We start from the raw sequence: 14,266 nt of genomic DNA, 5'->3' as shown, positions 1-14,266 counted from the left end.
CGTGTGTCCCAAGCGTAGTCGTGACACACGATGAATCACGTGACGATCCGGGCGGCCCGCAGGCAGGATGTTCGCCATGGCCATCACGCTGCCGATTCCCGCCGAGGCGAACGAGTACCTCACCCGCAGTCCCCTGGCACTGCTCATCGGGATGACCCTTGACCAGCAGATTCCGCTGGAAAAGGCGTTCTCGTCGCCGTGGGTGCTGGGGCAGCGGCTCGGGCACGAGCCGACGGCGTTGGAGATCGCCGAGTTCGACCCCGAGGCGCTGGTGGAGATCTTCGCGACGCCGCCCGCGTTGCACCGGTTTCCCAAGGCGATGGCGGCCCGGGTGCAGGAGGTGTGCCGGGTGCTGGTCGATCGGTACGACGGAGCCGCGAGCGGGTTGTGGGCCGATGCCGGTAGCGGGCAGGAACTGCTGCGGCGGGTGCAGGCGCTGCCCGGGTTCGGCAAGCAGAAGGCGCAGATCCTCGTCGCGTTGCTGGGCAAGCAGTACGGGGTGCAGCCCGACGGGTGGCGGGAGGCCGCGGGTGGGTACGGCGAGGTCGGCTCGCACCGGTCCGTGGCCGACATCGTCGACGGGGACTCGTTGACCAGGGTCCGTGAGTACAAGAAGCAGATGAAAGCGGCGGCCAAGGCACCCAAGGCGTGAACCGGGCGGACCTGGAGCGGCGGCTCGCGCGGCACGTGGCTGCCGGTGACACCGTTGCCCGGGACTCCGTCGCGCACGTCCTGGCCACGACCTGCGGTGCGGCGGCCCTGCCGGCGCTGTTGCGGGCGAGCGTGCACGACCGCAACGACGACGGGCAGTCGCTGCAGCTCGCCGTGATCGAGCTCTTCGAGGCGTGGCCCGAGGAGGCGTTGGCGCAGATCCTGGCGTGCGTCGCGGCGGATGACGCCGGGCTGCGCCGGGTCGGGGTGTGGGGGCTGAGCGTCATCGACCTGCGTCGGCGCGCCGAGTGGCTCCCGTTGGTGATGGACGCCGCGTCCGATCCGGATCCGGCGGTGCGGGCCGAGGCGGTGGGCGCGCTCAGCTCCGTCTTCGGCGCGGGCGACCCTCGCGCCCGTGCCGTGGTGGCGGCCGCTGTCCACGATCCCGACCCCGACGTCAGGTGCGCCGCCGTGCAGGGCCTCCACCCGTGGCGCGACGAGGAGGTCACCGGCCTACTGGTCGCCGGCGCCGGCGACGCCGACCACGCGGTGCGGTACTGGACCGCGTGGGCGCTGAGCCGGCGGCCAGGTGGGGAGGACGCGCTTCGGCGGCTCGCCGCCGACGGTGACGCGGAGGTCAGCGCCGCGGCGCGTGAAGTCATGGCATTAGATCGGCGTGCATCAGGTGCGTGGCGACACCCGGGGTCGTAGGGTGCCTAACGTGCTGAAGGGTTTCAAGGATTTCATCTCGCGCGGCAATGTCATCGAGCTTGCCGTCGCCGTCGTCATCGGGGCCGCGTTCAACGACGTGGTCAAGGCGTTCACGGACGGTTTCCTCCAACCATTGATCAAGCTGACCGGCGGCATCGGGGTCGGTGACAAGAACCAGGGCCTGCCGATCGGCGGTCAGTACCTGGCCTGGCCCGCGTTCCTGAACTCGGTGATCGGGTTCCTGCTCACCGCGGCCACCGTCTACTTCCTCGTCGTGCTGCCGATGAACAAGCTCGCCGAGCGGCGCAAGCGGGGCGTCGAGCCGGAGCCGTCCGCGCCGGCGGAGGACATCCGGCTGCTGACCGAGATCCGGGACCTGCTGGCGACGGGCACGGTCAACCGGCCGACCGAGCCGGGTGGCGGCGCGCACTCGGCGCCGGTGAGGCCGTCGGACACCTGATCCCGACCGGCCTACTCCTCGCGTGGCAGACTCGGTGGTGATGGGACGCAGAGCGAAACCGCAGCTGATCACCACCGCCGAGCGCTCGCCCGAAGAGGAACTCCGGTCCCGTGAGCGGCGCTACGTGGTGATGATGCTGCTGCGTGGCCTCTGCGTGATCGTGGCGGCGGTCCTGGTCACGGCCAAGGTGCCGCTGCTCTGGCTGTGGCTGAGCCTGCTGCTCGCCGCCGCGGTGGTCCTGCCGTGGTCGGCGGTGCTGCTCGCCAACGACAAGGGGCCGCGGCCCGAGCACCGGTTCCGCAACAAGTTCAAGGGCCGGCAGGAGCAGTCGCATCCGGACCCCTCGCACGCCCTGACCGACCGTGAGCACGCCAAGCCGAAGGTCATCGACCTGTAGCCGTCGACGGGCGGCCGCCGACCCGCGCCACCGCCAGGGCGCCGAGCCGAAGGTCATCGACCTGTAGCCGACGGGCGGCCGCCGACCTGCGCCACCGCCAGGGCGCCGAGGCGGGCGCCGGTCGACAGCGCGTCCGCCGGGGAGGCGCCGGACAGCCAGGCCGCCAGGAACCCCGCGGCGAACGCGTCACCCGCGCCCGTCGGGTCGATCACCCGCGCGACCGGCACCGCGGGCGCGTGCACCGGCGGCGCGGCCGGGCCGGCCCAGGTCGCTCCGCCGGCACCGGACTTGACAATGACCGCGCCGGCCCGGTCCAGCAGCGCCGCCGCCAGGTCCGCCGCGGTGCCGGACGGGCCGGCCAGCACCCTCGCCTCGTCAAGATTCGCGAACAGCAGATCCACCTCGGGCACCGATGACCAGAACGCCGGCCCGAGCCGCTCCAGCGGAGCCGCCGACGCCGCGTCCAGGCTGGTCGTGAGGCCCCGCTCGCGCGCGGCGAGCAGGGCGTGCCGGCCGGCGGGCGCGCAGTCCGGGTCGAAGAGGACATACGCGGACAGGTGCAGGTGCCGCCCGTCCGGGGTCGCGTCGAGGGCGCGGTCGACGTCGGCGGGGGAGAGCAGCCGGTTGGCGCCGCGGTCGGTGAACATGGTCCGCTCCGCGTCGGAGGCGAGCACCACCACCGTGCCGGTCGCCACGCCCGGCACCCGCCGGACCGTCGTCGTGACACCGGCCGCGACCAGCTCGGCGAGGCGGGCCGTGCCGGGCTCGTCGTCGCCCGCGACCCCGGCGAATGTCACCGGATGGCCGACCGAGCCGAGCCACGCGGCGGTGTTCGCCGCCGATCCGCCGCCACCGGCGCGGACCGAGGCGAGGGTGTCGGAGCCGATCGCCAGCGGCCCCTCGTGGACCGTCACGATGTCGGTGACCACGTCACCGACGACGATCACCGTCACAGTGCGGCGGCGATGCGCGCCGCCAGGTCGGCGTTGCGCAGGATGATCCGCACGTTGACGTCCAGGCTGCGGCCTTCGGTCGCGGCGTGGAAGTGCGACAGCAGGTAGGGGGTGACGTCCTTGCCGGACACGTTGTCCCGCTCCAGCCCGGCCAGCCCCTCGCCGAGGACCCGGTCGTGCAGGGCCGGATCGAGCTGCTCGTCCACCGGCAGCGGGTTCGCCACGATCAGCGCGCCGTCGTGTACGCCCTGAGCCCGCGACGCACGCACCACCGCCGCGGCGGCGGCCGGGTCGTCGACGGACCAGTCGAGGTCGAACCCCGCGTCGGAGAGGTAGAACCCGGGGAAGCGGCGGGTGCCGTAGCCGACCACGCTGACGCCCAGGGTCTCCAGCCGCTCCAGGGTGGCCCCGACGTCGAGGATCGACTTCACGCCGGCGCACACGACGGTGATCGGCAGCCGCGACAGGGCCGTGAGGTCCGCCGACTCGTCGAACGTGGTGCCGGCGCCGCGGTGCACCCCGCCGAGCCCGCCGGTGGCGAAGACGGCGATGCCGGCCGCGACCGCGATCGCCGAGGTCGCCGCCACGGTGGTCGCGCCGTCGGCGCCGGCCGCGGCGGCCGGGGCCAGGTCGCGCACGGAGAGCTTCACCACGTCGTCGCTGCCGGCCAGGTGGTGGATCTCCTCGTCGGACAGGCCCACCACGATCTCGCCGCCGATCATGCCGATCGTCGCCGGGACCGCGCCCGCGGCGCGGACCGTCGCCTCGATCTCCTTCGCGACGGTCAGGTTCGACGGCCTGGGCAGCCCGTGCGAGATGATGGTGCTCTCCAGCGCGACGACCGGCGCGCCGGACGCCAGAGCGGCCGTGAACTCGGCACCGAAGCGGATGGCATGGTTGATCACCTGGCAACGATAACCCCGGCCGCCGTGCGGCATCCCGGCCGTCGGCCTGGCAGACTGGGACCGTGACAACCACTCCCGAGACTCCCGGCAGCGGCTTCGGCTCGACGCTCACCGACCAGCGCACGGAAGAGCAGACCGACTACCGGTATGACGCCGGCGACCACGAGAAGTTCTCGCACTACGCCCCGAAAGACAAGATCATGCAGGCCATGATCGAGGGCACGCCGGTGCAGGCACTCTGCGGCAAGCTGTGGGTCCCGTCGCGCGACCCGAAGCGGTTCCCGGTATGTCCGGTCTGCAAGGACATCTACGAGAACGTCGTGCAGAACGACGACCCTTCCTGACGGCTGCCGTCCCGCTGTCATAGTGACGTTCGGCGCGGATCGGCGCTCAGCCGCCCCGCGCCCGCTAGGCTGAGCAACGCCTTCGCGGTCCACCGACCCGGAGGCGTTTCCGTGTGGGTTTCTCAGGGGGGTGCCGCATGCCGCCGCGTCCGGTGGTGCAGTCAGGACAGACACTCCGGGTGTGGCAGCGCAAGGCACTGATGGAGTATCTGCGCGGCAAACGGGAGGATTTCCTCACCGTCGCCACGCCCGGCGCCGGCAAGACGACGTTCGCGCTGCGGATCGCCCTCGAGCTGTTCAGCGACGGCACGATCGACAACCTCACCGTCGTCACGCCGACCGAACACCTGAAGAAGCAGTGGGCCGACGCCGCGGCCCGGGTCGGGATCGATCTCGACCCCGGATTCCGCAACGCCGACCTGCACGCGGCCTCCGACTTCCACGGCACGGTAGTGACGTATGCGCAGGTCGGCGTGGCTCCCGCCGTACACAAGCGGCGAACGATCACCAGAAAGACCCTGGTCGTCCTGGACGAGATCCACCACGCCGGCGACTCGAAGTCCTGGGGCGACGGCGTCAAGGCCGCGTTCGAACCCGCCGTGCGGCGCCTGATGCTGACCGGCACCCCGTTCCGGTCCGACGACAATCCCATCCCGTTCGTCCAGTACGAGCGCGGCGCCGACGGCATGGCCCGGTCCCGCTCCGACACCACGTACGGCTACGCCGAAGCCCTCGCCGACGGCGTCGTGCGACCCGTGATCTTCCTCGCGTACTCCGGCGAGACCCGTTGGCGCACCTCCGCCGGTGACGAACTGGCCGCCCGCCTGGGTGAGCCGATGACCCAGGACCTCATCTCGCAGGCCTGGCGCACCGCGCTGGACCCGACCGGCGACTGGATGCAGCAGGTCCTGCGCGCCGCCGACGCCCGCCTGCAGGTCCTGCGCAGCGGCGGCATGCCCGACGCCGGCGGTCTCGTCATCGCCAGCGACCAGACCGCCGCCCGGGCCTACGCGAAGGTCCTCGGCGAGATCACCGGCGAGAAGGCCGTCGTCGTCCTGTCGGACGACCAGGGCTCCTCGGGCCGCATCGCCACCTTCGCGGCGTCCAACGAGCGCTGGATGGTCGCCGTCCGCATGGTGTCCGAGGGCGTCGACATCCCGCGCCTGGCCGTCGGCGTCTATGCCACCAGCGCCTCCACCCCCCTCTTCTTCGCCCAGGCGATCGGCCGGTTCGTGCGGGCCCGCGGCACCAACGAGACCGCCACCGTTTTCGTGCCGAGCGTGCCGCACCTGCTGGAGCTCGCCGCCGAGCTGGAGGCCCAGCGCAACCACGTCCTCGGCGCGCCGAAGACGAAGGAGGGCTTCGAGGACGACCTCCTGGAGCGGGCGCAGCGCGAGGAGAAGGCCGGCGACGAGCTGCTCAAGGGCTTCGAGGCGCTCTCCGCGACCGCCGAGCTGGACCAGGTCATCTTCGACGGCGCGACGTTCGGCCTGCCGGCGCAGACGGGCACGCCCGAGGAGGAGGAGTACCTGGGCCTGCCCGGCCTCCTCACCGCCGACCAGGTCTCCGCGCTGCTCTCCAAGCGCCAGGCGGAGCAGGTCGCGGCCGAGAAGCGCCGGGCACCGGCCGCCGCCGTGACCCTCGCCCCGGAGCAGCCCAAGACGGCGGGGGAGCGCCGCATCGTCCTGCGACGCCAGCTGAACACCCTGGTAGCGGCACACCACCACCGGACGAACCTGCCCCACGGCAAGATCCACGCCGAGCTGCGGCGGCTGTGCGGCGGCCCACCGAGCGCGCAGGCGACGATCGAGCAGCTCGAGGAGCGGATCGCCACCATCCAGACGATGTGACGGTCCCGCCCTTCGCCTTCTCGACCATTTGCCCCGGTTTCCCGTGATCGAAGAGCTGCTTGGGTGGCCCGCCAGCGACTTCGATCACAGCGGCATGGCGGGCGAGGTCCCCATTGGCGACGCGGGCGCCGCACGGTCTGGCGCCGGCGACTGCAAATGGCGACTGCAAATGCAGTGCGAAGCGGGCATTTGGGGCGAGGATGCGGTGGCCTGGCCGGCATGGCGTGGGGTGCGGTGGCCTGGCCGGCATGGGGCGTGAGGCGCGGTGGCCCGGACGGCGGCGTGGGGGTGCCGGGGTGGCGTGGGGTGCCGGGATGGGGCACGGTGCGGCGTGGGCCGGGGCTCAGGGGTCGGAAACGGCCGTAGGGCGCCCCGGAAGCCGGGACGCCCTACGGGCACGGGTATTGGTCAGCTGGTCGTGATCTCGGTGCCTCGCCACGTGAAGTCCGGGGCGACTGCCACCTCCACCGCGATCTTGACCAGGTGGTCGGCGTACTTGTTTGCGTGATGTCCACAGAAGATCAGATCGCCACCTTCGGCGAGCCGAACTCGTAGTTTGCCTGCCGCGCTGCAGCGGTCGCACCGTTCCTCGGCGGCTGGGGGCGCTGCCGTCTCCGGCGGCGGCGTGAGGGTCGGGGTCATCGCCTTCCTCCTCTGATCGTCACCGACGAACGCTTCCTTGCGTCGTTCACAGATGGTTCAACACCGACTTGCCTGACATCGTTCCCGCCTGGTGGGGGGGACCGATGTCACATTTCCGTCGTGCGCTGCGGGAGCCGAATCGCAACACCCGCTACGTGCTTCCTATCGCGCCTCGGCGGCGATCACAAGTGGGTTGGGGCGGCGGCACCCCTCCCTCATGCCCTCGGTGACCGGAAACACACCCGGGCCGGCCCAAAAGGGACAGCCCGGGTTCGCGCAGAGCGGAATGCGAGGATCAGTCAGTGGCTCAGTCCAAGTAGTCGCGCAGGACCTGCGAACGCGACGGGTGGCGCAGCTTCGACATCGTCTTCGACTCGATCTGGCGGATCCGCTCGCGGGTCACGCCGTAGACCTGGCCGATCTCGTCGAGGGTGCGCGGCTGGCCGTCGGTGAGGCCGAACCGCAGCCGCACGACGCCCGCCTCGCGCTCGGAGAGCGTCTGCAGGACCTGCTGGAGCTGGTCCTGCAGGAGCGAGAACGACACCGCGTCGACCGCGACGACCGCCTCGGAGTCCTCGATGAAGTCACCGAGCTGGCTGTCGCCCTCGTCGCCGATGGTCTGGTCGAGCGAGATGGGCTCACGCGCATACTGCTGGATCTCCAGCACCTTCTCCGGCGTGATGTCCATCTCCTTGGCCAGCTCCTCCGGGGTGGGCTCGCGGCCCAGGTCCTGGAGCAGCTCGCGCTGGATGCGGCCGAGCTTGTTGATCACTTCGACCATGTGCACCGGGATGCGGATGGTGCGGGCCTGGTCGGCCATGGCGCGGGTGATGGCCTGCCGGATCCACCAGGTCGCGTAGGTGGAGAACTTGTAGCCCTTGGTGTAGTCGAACTTCTCGACGGCGCGGATGAGACCGAGGTTGCCCTCCTGGATGAGGTCCAGGAACGCCATGCCGCGGCCCGTGTAGCGCTTGGCGAGGGAGACGACGAGCCGGAGGTTGGCCTCCAGCAGGTGGTTCTTGGCCCGCTCGCCATCGCGGGAGATCCACATGAAGTCGCGGCTGGCCGGCATGACCATCGGCTCGCCGGCGTCCTCGGCGGCCCGCAGCCGCTCTGCGGCGTAGAGCCCGGCCTCGATCCGCTTGGCCAGCTCGACCTCCTGCTCCGCGTTGAGCAGGGGGACCTTGCCGATCTGCTTGAGGTAGGCGCGCACCGAGTCGGCGGACGCCGTCAGCTCCGCGTCGCGGCGGGCCTGCTTGAGCGCCTCGGACTCCTCGTCGTCCCACGCGAAGTCGTCGTCGGTCGCGGTGGCCTCGGCGTCGGCCTCGACGGCCTTGACGACCTCGACCGGCTCCTCGGCGACGACGTCCTCGATCTCGGCCACGAGCGCGGCGTCGTCGATCTCCTCGAGCTCCGGCTCGTCGCCGGCGGCCTTCGGGGCGGCCGGGTCGGCGGCTTCGCCGGGGGCGGCCTTCTTGGCGGGGCCGGCGGCCTTCTTCGCCGGACCGGCGGCCTTCTTCGCCGGAGCGGCCGCGGGCGCGGCGGCGGCCGGGGCGGCCTTCTTGGCGGGAGCTGCTGGTGTCGGTGCCTTCTTCACGGGCGCCCTCTCCACCCCCGAATCCGATGCGGACTCGACGGCTGTCAGCGGCTTGGCGGCCGGCGCCTTACGCGCCGGTGCGGCCTTGGCGGTGGCCGCCTTGGACGCGGGGGTCGCGGAACGTGCCGCCGCGACCCGGCGCCGCCCGTTGGCGGAGTCGTCGACGACGATGGTGACGCCCGCCTCGGTGAGACTCCTGAGCAGCTTCTTGGCGTGTGCGGGGGTCACATCTGCGGTGTCGACCGCCTGCGCGACCTCCGCCGACGTGACGTGGCCGCCATTGGCGGCCGCACGCGCGATCAGCGAGTCGGCGAGCGAGCGTACGTCGACGCTGGGCTGGTGAGCTGCTGTCACGAACGACCTTCCGGTGCGATGAGCGAGCGACGGCCGGTGCGGCCGAAGTCGCGCACGGCGCGGCCGTGCTGAGTGGGCCTGGGTGCTTTTGGTGGCGCCCGTGTGCCGTGCGTCCGGGGCGGATTCACGAGCGACAGCGGGCAGCGCGTGAATTGTAACGCTCTCTCGCCCCAACATCCCGCCTTGTAGGCCCGACCCGCGCTCCAGACCCCACGTTGTGACCGAACGGATGGGCAAAACCCGGTCCTGACAGGATGGTTGCATGGATCGGGAACACGAATTGCTGGGCCTCGCGGTGTCCATCGCCCGGGAGGCGGCGGCGCTCGCGCGGGCCATGCGGGCCGCCGGCGTCGACCCCGTGGCGACGAAGTCGACGCTCACCGACGTGGTCACGGCCGCGGACCGGGCGGTCGAGCGGCAGGTCCGGGAGGCGATCCGCGCCGCGCGGCCCGGTGACGCGGTGCTGGGGGAGGAGTTCGGCACCGAAGCGGGCGGGGGGCACGAGGTCCGCTGGATCCTCGACCCGATCGACGGCACCGTGAACTACCTGTACGACCTGCCGCAGTACGCCGTGTCCCTGGCCGCCGAGGTCGACGGCGCGGTGGTCGCCGGAGTGGTCATCAACGCCGCGACCGGCAAGGAGTGGACGGCGGTGCGCGGTGGCGGGGCGTTCGCCGACGGGCGGCGGCTGTCGGGCTCCGGTCAGACCGACCTGCGTCAGGCGCTGGTCGGCACCGGCTTCGGGTACGCCGCCGACCGCCGCCTGCACCAGGCCACCGTGCTGGCGGGTCTGATCGGCGAGATCCGCGACGTGCGTCGCCTCGGCGCCGCGGCGATCGACCTGTGCCTGGCCGCCGAGGGCAGCCTGGACGCGTACTACGAGAAGGGCCTCAACGCCTGGGACCATGCCGCAGGTGGCCTGGTCGCGGTGGAGGCGGGCCTGCTGGTGACCGGCCTGTCCGGTGCCGCGCCGGGCCAGGACATGGTGGTGGCGGCCCCGCCGGCCCTGCACAAGGGCCTGCACGACCGCCTGGTCGAGCTCGACGCCGACAAGGGCCCCTGACGGGCGCGATGCCGCCGCCCAGGGCCCCTGACGGGGACCGAGGCTTCCGACGGCGACCTAGGCCGCGGCGCAGGTGCCCTCGGGCAGCTCGGGGTTGCCCAGGGCGCCGATCGACTGCTTGACCTCGGTCACCGTCGGCAGCTGCTGGAACTTCGCGCCCAGGATGACGTCGACCTTGTCGTCCTGCCGGTTCTTGTCGAACTCGTCCTCGGACTTGTTCAGGAAGTACGCCCGCACCAGCCACGCGGCACCGACGGCCTTCGGCCCGAACCGGATGACCGCGACCTTCGTCTCGGGCTTCTTCACCGGCGGGTTGGGTGCGGCGTTCTGCACCGTGGCCTTGAACCCGCGGCTGGCGAAGTCGTTGGTGATCTCGCCGGCCAGACCGGGGGTGCTGGTCGCGTTGAACACGTTGAGATTGACCTGCTTCTCCTCAGGCAACGTGTCGTTGACGATCACGGCGTCCTGAGCGCACTCATTGGCCTTCACGGGACCGGTCTGGCGGTCCTTGATCAAGGCGATGGTCACGAACACCGCCGCGGTGGCGACAAGCAGCCCAACCAGGGCCAGCGCCCTCACCCGCGCAAAACTCATGGCAGTGGTTCTCCCCGGCCCAAAGCGACTCCGTCACCAGATAGACGCTCTGGCTGCGGGGAAGGTTAGCGCCTGTCGGGGATTCATGTTGAAGTCCCCACCGGGGATACCGCAAAGTTCCTACTCGCCGTTGCGGTTCGACTCCCCACGGAAATGGCCGTGTGGCGGTAAGGTCGCATCCGCCGCGTCCCGGGCGGGCCGGATTGCTCGGACGGTGTTGTGTCGCCTGGGTCACATTGGGAACAAGTTTCCGCGAGTGGGCGTACAACAAACGCACGAGAGCGGTAAGGTACGCCGCCCGTTGGACGTTACACCGGGCGCAACACCTATGGGCGAATGAATTGGGAGTGTGAACACCGATGGCCACCGACTACGACGCGCCGCGTCGCGACGAGGTCGACCTCGGGGAGGACAGCCTCGAGGAGCTGAAGTCCCGCAGGACCGATGCGCAGTCGGCGATCGTCGACGTCGACGAGACCGATCTGGGCGAGACCTTCGAGCTCCCCGGCGCGGACCTCGCCGACGAGGACATGACGGTCAAGGTCCTGCCGATGCAGGCCGACGAGTTCCGCTGCTCGCGCTGCTTCCTGGTGCACCACCGCAGCCAGCTCGCCGCCGAGCGCAACGGGGAGCTGATCTGCCGGGAGTGCGTGTGAGTTGATCACGCGGATCGGGCACAGGCGTGCTTGAGTCTTAGGCGGCACCGTTTCACACCCTCGGAGGTAGACGATGGCCCAGCCCGACGAGCTCGCCGAGAACCAGCCCGTGACCGGTGCCGCATACGCCGGTGCCGACAGCACCGGCGCGGGGAATGCCGATGCCGTGGACGAGGCCGAGCTGTCCTCCGCGGTGGCGGCGCTGACCGACGAGGGCGTCGAGCCGAAGGAGCGCCGACGCCTGCTCGGCCGCCTGGTGCGCCTGGAGATCCGCGAGCGGGGCATCAAGGACCTGTTCCGGCCCAAGAAGGCGCTCAACTGGATCACCGATTCCGTGACGAGCGTCGCACCGCACATCCCGGTGCGTGATCTCGACACGCTGATCGAGCACCACGGCGGCCTCGAGGGCGACGCGCTCGCGGAGCGGCTCATCCGCAACGCGGCCCGGGTCACCGCGGGCATCGGCGCCGCGGGTGGCGGTGTCGCCGCCGTCGAGTGGGCCGTGACCCCGAGCCTGCTGTCCGCCCCGGTCCTGCTGGCCGCCGAGACGGTCGCCGTGGTCGCGGTGGAGATGAAGCTGATCGGCGAGTTGCATGCCGTCTACGGCCGCCCGGTGGAGGGCACCGGCGCCCAGCGCGCCGCGGCCCTGATCCAGGCGTGGGCCGAGCGCCGCGGGATCAACCCGCTGCGGGTCGGCGGCAGCGTCGCGGCGGCCATGGGCACCGCGATGCGCAAGGAGCTGCGGGACCGGCTGCTCAAGCGGTTCGGGCGCAACCTGAGCACCCTGGGACCGCTGCTGACCGGTGCCGCCGTCGGCGGGTTCCTCAACCGCCGGGCCACGATGGCGCTCGGCGCCGAGATCCGCAAGGACCTGCAGCCCGGTCAGAAGATCATCGAGGGCTGAGCGCGGCCGCGAGCCGCTCCGGGTGCCGGGTGCTGATCAGCCAGTACGGCGTGGGGTCGGCGTCGTCGGCCACGTCGATGCGGACCGCGCCGGCGATCCACGGCCGCTGGATGACGAACGCCTCCGGATCCGCGTACGGCCCGAGCAGGTCACGCTTGTCCGCGGCGGACAGCGCCGTCACCTCACCGACGTATCGCAGCGGGATGTGCGCGTCGTCGACCCGTAGCTCGCCGTTGGACACCTCGACGCGGATGCGTCCCAGCCACCACAGCCCGACGGTGGCCAAGGGCAGCAGCACCAGGTAGGGGATCCAGGTCGCCAGGCCGGGCGCGCCGAGCCTGACCTCGGCGGCGAGGAGTCCGGCGATCGCGGCCGCGGGCAGCCAGAGCCACCAGGCGACGGTGAGGCGCTCACGGTACGAGGTCGGCTGTGCCACGTGTGCGAGGGTACGTGTCCGGCGCCTACGGGCACCCGGCAGGATGGAGGCATGACGGTGGAGGTTCACGTCCGGCGGCTCGACCCCGAGCTGCCGCTGCCGGCGTACGCGCACCCGGGCGACGCGGGCGCCGACCTGGTCGCGGCCCGGGACGTCGACATCGCCCCGGGCGAGCGGGCGCTGGTCCCCACGGGGATCGCGATCGCGCTGCCGGAGGGCTACGTCGGTCTGGTCCACCCGCGGTCGGGTCTCGCGCACCGGCTCGGTGTGACGGTGCTCAACGCGCCGGGCACCATCGACGCGGGGTACCGCGGGGAGATCCTGGTGAACCTGGTCAATCACGATCGGGTGATCACGGCCAAAATCAGCCGGGGTGACCGGATTGCCCAGCTTGTGGTCCAGCGCGTGGAGCGGGCACACTTCCACGGCGTCGACCACCTTCCCGATACTGTGCGCGGAGCCGGGGGTCACGGATCCACCGGTGGTCATGCTGAACTGGAGGCAGAGCAGTGATCTTCTCGCGCAAGAGCGGGAGCGGGCGGCACGCGAAGGACGACACCCGCGCGAGCGGCGCCCGTCGGCTCGAGGAGGAGCTGGGCCTCGTCGACGACGAGCTCGAGGAGACCGGGCCGCCCAAGGCGGACCGGCCCGAAGGCCCGTATGACGTCACCGAGGCGCCCGCCGGCATCCCGCAGCTCGACCTGGGTGCGCTCAAGGTGCCCGCGGTCGACGACGTGGAGGTCCGCGTCCAGGCCGACAACGAGGGCAAGATCCAGCAGATCGTGCTCGTCCACAACGACAGCGCGCTGCAGCTCGGCGTCTTCGCCGCGCCCCGCAGCGAGGGCATCTGGGACGAGGTCCGGGCCGAGATCCGCAAGCAGCTGTTCACCGACGGCGTCGCGGCCGAGGACGCCGAGGGCGAGTGGGGTGTCGAGCTGCGCGCCCGGGTCCGCACCCCCGACGGCCTGACCGACATCCGGTTCGTCGGCATCGACGGCCCGCGCTGGCTGGTCCGCGCCGTCTTCCAGGGGCCGGCCGCGATCGACCCCGACGCCGCGCCGCCCCTGCTGGCCTGCCTGCGCAACCTGGTCGTCGACCGGGGACACGAGGCGATGCCGGTCCGCGAGCCCCTCCCGCTGCACCTGCCGAAGGAGGTCGCCGAGGCGACCGCCGCCGACGGCAGCTCCGAGGTCCAGCTGAAGGACGCGGCGAACGGTGCCGACGGTGCCGATGGGGCGGAGCGCCGAAAGCCGTCACCGAGGCCGCGGCGCAAATAGCCACCATGAGCTGTACCGTCGTAGTGAGGTGTCATGTCTGGCCGAGGAGGGTGGCACCGACATCATGACCACGGACAGTGAGAAAGACGTCGATACGTCTGCCGAGCAGGCGCGAGGGCTGCGGAAGTTCTTCCGTCGCCTGACCGCCAGCGAGGCGGAGCTCGACGCCGAAGAACTGCAACGTGACGCCAAGCAGTGCGGCAGCATGCCAGCGCTCGCCTGCCGTCGCGGTCAGGTCGTCAGCCTGAAGGGTCGGCTACGCACGGTGGTCTATACGCCGCGCACCAACCTGCCCACCCTCGAGGCGGAGCTGTTCGACGGCAGCGACCTCGTCACCCTGGTCTTCCTGGGTCGCCGGCACATCGCCGGCATCGAGCCCGGTCGAGCGATCACGGCGAAGGGGCGCATCGCGGTCCGTGACGGCCGTAAGGTGCTCTACAACCCGTACTACGAGCTCGATACACCCAGGTGA

18 protein-coding genes are annotated in these 14,266 nt (G+C 71.4%); 12 read left to right on the top strand and 6 right to left on the bottom strand.

Features of this window, described 5'->3' with window-relative positions:
- Window positions 1-76 precede the first annotated feature (76 nt).
- The 4 genes from Dsi01nite_RS11435 to Dsi01nite_RS11420 are packed head-to-tail and all read left to right on the top strand — an operon-like array spanning window position 77 to window position 2,219.
- Window positions 77-652 (top strand): HhH-GPD-type base excision DNA repair protein, encoded by a 576-nt coding sequence (locus tag Dsi01nite_RS11435; RefSeq protein ID WP_203846069.1) that lies wholly within the window; start codon window positions 77-79, stop codon window positions 650-652.
- Window positions 649-1,362: a HEAT repeat domain-containing protein gene (locus Dsi01nite_RS11430; protein ID WP_203846068.1), complete on the top strand. Its 714-nt coding sequence runs from the start codon at window positions 649-651 to the stop codon at window positions 1,360-1,362. The genes Dsi01nite_RS11435 and Dsi01nite_RS11430 overlap by 4 nt, the downstream gene beginning before the upstream one ends.
- 10 nt (window positions 1,363-1,372) lie before the next feature.
- Window positions 1,373-1,822 carry a large conductance mechanosensitive channel protein MscL gene (mscL, locus tag Dsi01nite_RS11425; RefSeq protein WP_203846067.1) on the top strand — a complete coding sequence of 150 codons (450 nt, stop codon included), beginning with the start codon at window positions 1,373-1,375 and terminating at the stop codon, window positions 1,820-1,822.
- 40 nt (window positions 1,823-1,862) lie between these two features.
- The gene (locus Dsi01nite_RS11420; protein ID WP_203846066.1) at window positions 1,863-2,219 is read left to right on the top strand and encodes a DUF3099 domain-containing protein; all 357 of its coding nucleotides are present in this window, start codon (window positions 1,863-1,865) and stop codon (window positions 2,217-2,219) included.
- Window positions 2,220-2,272: 53 nt separating this feature from the next.
- On the opposite strand, the gene Dsi01nite_RS11415 is transcribed toward Dsi01nite_RS11420, so the two are convergent.
- Together Dsi01nite_RS11415 and Dsi01nite_RS11410 are read right to left on the bottom strand one after the other, a co-directional pair.
- Window positions 2,273-3,166, bottom strand: a complete 894-nt coding sequence (locus Dsi01nite_RS11415; RefSeq protein WP_203846065.1) for a carbohydrate kinase family protein — start codon at window positions 3,164-3,166, stop codon at window positions 2,273-2,275.
- A 2-nt stretch (window positions 3,167-3,168) separates the two neighbouring features.
- Window positions 3,169-4,077, bottom strand: a complete 909-nt coding sequence (locus Dsi01nite_RS11410) for a pseudouridine-5'-phosphate glycosidase (protein WP_239135830.1) — start codon at window positions 4,075-4,077, stop codon at window positions 3,169-3,171.
- A gap of 62 nt (window positions 4,078-4,139) precedes the next feature.
- On the opposite strand from Dsi01nite_RS11410, the gene Dsi01nite_RS11405 reads away from it, so the two are divergent.
- Both Dsi01nite_RS11405 and Dsi01nite_RS11400 read left to right on the top strand, forming a co-directional pair.
- Window positions 4,140-4,421 (top strand): DUF3039 domain-containing protein, encoded by a 282-nt coding sequence (locus tag Dsi01nite_RS11405; protein WP_203846063.1) that lies wholly within the window; start codon window positions 4,140-4,142, stop codon window positions 4,419-4,421.
- 137 nt (window positions 4,422-4,558) lie between these two features.
- Entirely contained in the window at window positions 4,559-6,271 is a 1,713-nt protein-coding gene (locus Dsi01nite_RS11400) for a DEAD/DEAH box helicase (RefSeq protein WP_203846062.1), read from the top strand.
- Window positions 6,272-6,679: 408 nt separating this feature from the next.
- Here Dsi01nite_RS11400 and Dsi01nite_RS11395 read toward each other — a convergent pair whose 3' ends face one another.
- Window positions 6,680-6,913: a DUF7455 domain-containing protein gene (locus tag Dsi01nite_RS11395; protein WP_203846061.1), complete on the bottom strand. Its 234-nt coding sequence runs from the start codon at window positions 6,911-6,913 to the stop codon at window positions 6,680-6,682.
- A gap of 307 nt (window positions 6,914-7,220) precedes the next feature.
- Entirely contained in the window at window positions 7,221-8,864 is a 1,644-nt protein-coding gene (locus Dsi01nite_RS11390; RefSeq protein ID WP_203846060.1) for an RNA polymerase sigma factor, read from the bottom strand.
- Between the two features lie 262 nt (window positions 8,865-9,126).
- Here Dsi01nite_RS11390 and Dsi01nite_RS11385 point away from each other — a divergent pair, with 262 nt between their 5' ends.
- Window positions 9,127-9,927 carry an inositol monophosphatase family protein gene (locus Dsi01nite_RS11385; RefSeq protein ID WP_203846059.1) on the top strand — a complete coding sequence of 267 codons (801 nt, stop codon included), beginning with the start codon at window positions 9,127-9,129 and terminating at the stop codon, window positions 9,925-9,927.
- Window positions 9,928-9,984: 57 nt separating this feature from the next.
- Here the strand turns inward: Dsi01nite_RS11385 and Dsi01nite_RS11380 are convergent, their stop codons facing one another.
- Window positions 9,985-10,521: a LytR C-terminal domain-containing protein gene (locus Dsi01nite_RS11380; protein ID WP_203846058.1), complete on the bottom strand. Its 537-nt coding sequence runs from the start codon at window positions 10,519-10,521 to the stop codon at window positions 9,985-9,987.
- Between the two features lie 359 nt (window positions 10,522-10,880).
- Between Dsi01nite_RS11380 and Dsi01nite_RS11375 the strand changes: the two genes are divergently transcribed.
- Window positions 10,881-11,177 (top strand): DUF4193 domain-containing protein, encoded by a 297-nt coding sequence (locus Dsi01nite_RS11375; protein WP_203846057.1) that lies wholly within the window; start codon window positions 10,881-10,883, stop codon window positions 11,175-11,177.
- Window positions 11,178-11,250: 73 nt separating this feature from the next.
- On the top strand, window positions 11,251-12,081 hold the full coding sequence (locus Dsi01nite_RS11370) for a hypothetical protein (protein ID WP_239135829.1): 831 nt from the start codon (window positions 11,251-11,253) through the stop codon (window positions 12,079-12,081).
- On the opposite strand, the gene Dsi01nite_RS11365 is transcribed toward Dsi01nite_RS11370, so the two are convergent.
- Window positions 12,068-12,517 (bottom strand): DUF3093 domain-containing protein, encoded by a 450-nt coding sequence (locus tag Dsi01nite_RS11365; RefSeq protein WP_203846056.1) that lies wholly within the window; start codon window positions 12,515-12,517, stop codon window positions 12,068-12,070. The two genes, Dsi01nite_RS11370 and Dsi01nite_RS11365, sit on opposite strands and share 14 nt — an antisense overlap.
- A 51-nt stretch (window positions 12,518-12,568) precedes the next feature.
- Here Dsi01nite_RS11365 and dut point away from each other — a divergent pair, with 51 nt between their 5' ends.
- From dut to Dsi01nite_RS11350, 3 genes are all read left to right on the top strand, one after another.
- The gene (dut, locus tag Dsi01nite_RS11360; protein ID WP_203846055.1) at window positions 12,569-13,030 is read left to right on the top strand and encodes a dUTP diphosphatase; all 462 of its coding nucleotides are present in this window, start codon (window positions 12,569-12,571) and stop codon (window positions 13,028-13,030) included.
- Entirely contained in the window at window positions 13,027-13,794 is a 768-nt protein-coding gene (locus Dsi01nite_RS11355) for a DUF3710 domain-containing protein (RefSeq protein ID WP_203846054.1), read from the top strand. The genes dut and Dsi01nite_RS11355 overlap by 4 nt, the downstream gene beginning before the upstream one ends.
- A 64-nt stretch (window positions 13,795-13,858) precedes the next feature.
- Entirely contained in the window at window positions 13,859-14,266 is a 408-nt protein-coding gene (locus Dsi01nite_RS11350; RefSeq protein ID WP_203846053.1) for an OB-fold nucleic acid binding domain-containing protein, read from the top strand.

It is taken from the genome of Dactylosporangium siamense (genome assembly GCF_016862795.1).
Lineage (GTDB): Bacteria > Actinomycetota > Actinomycetes > Mycobacteriales > Micromonosporaceae > Dactylosporangium > Dactylosporangium siamense.
This window is presented reverse-complemented; position numbering and strand designations above follow the sequence as displayed.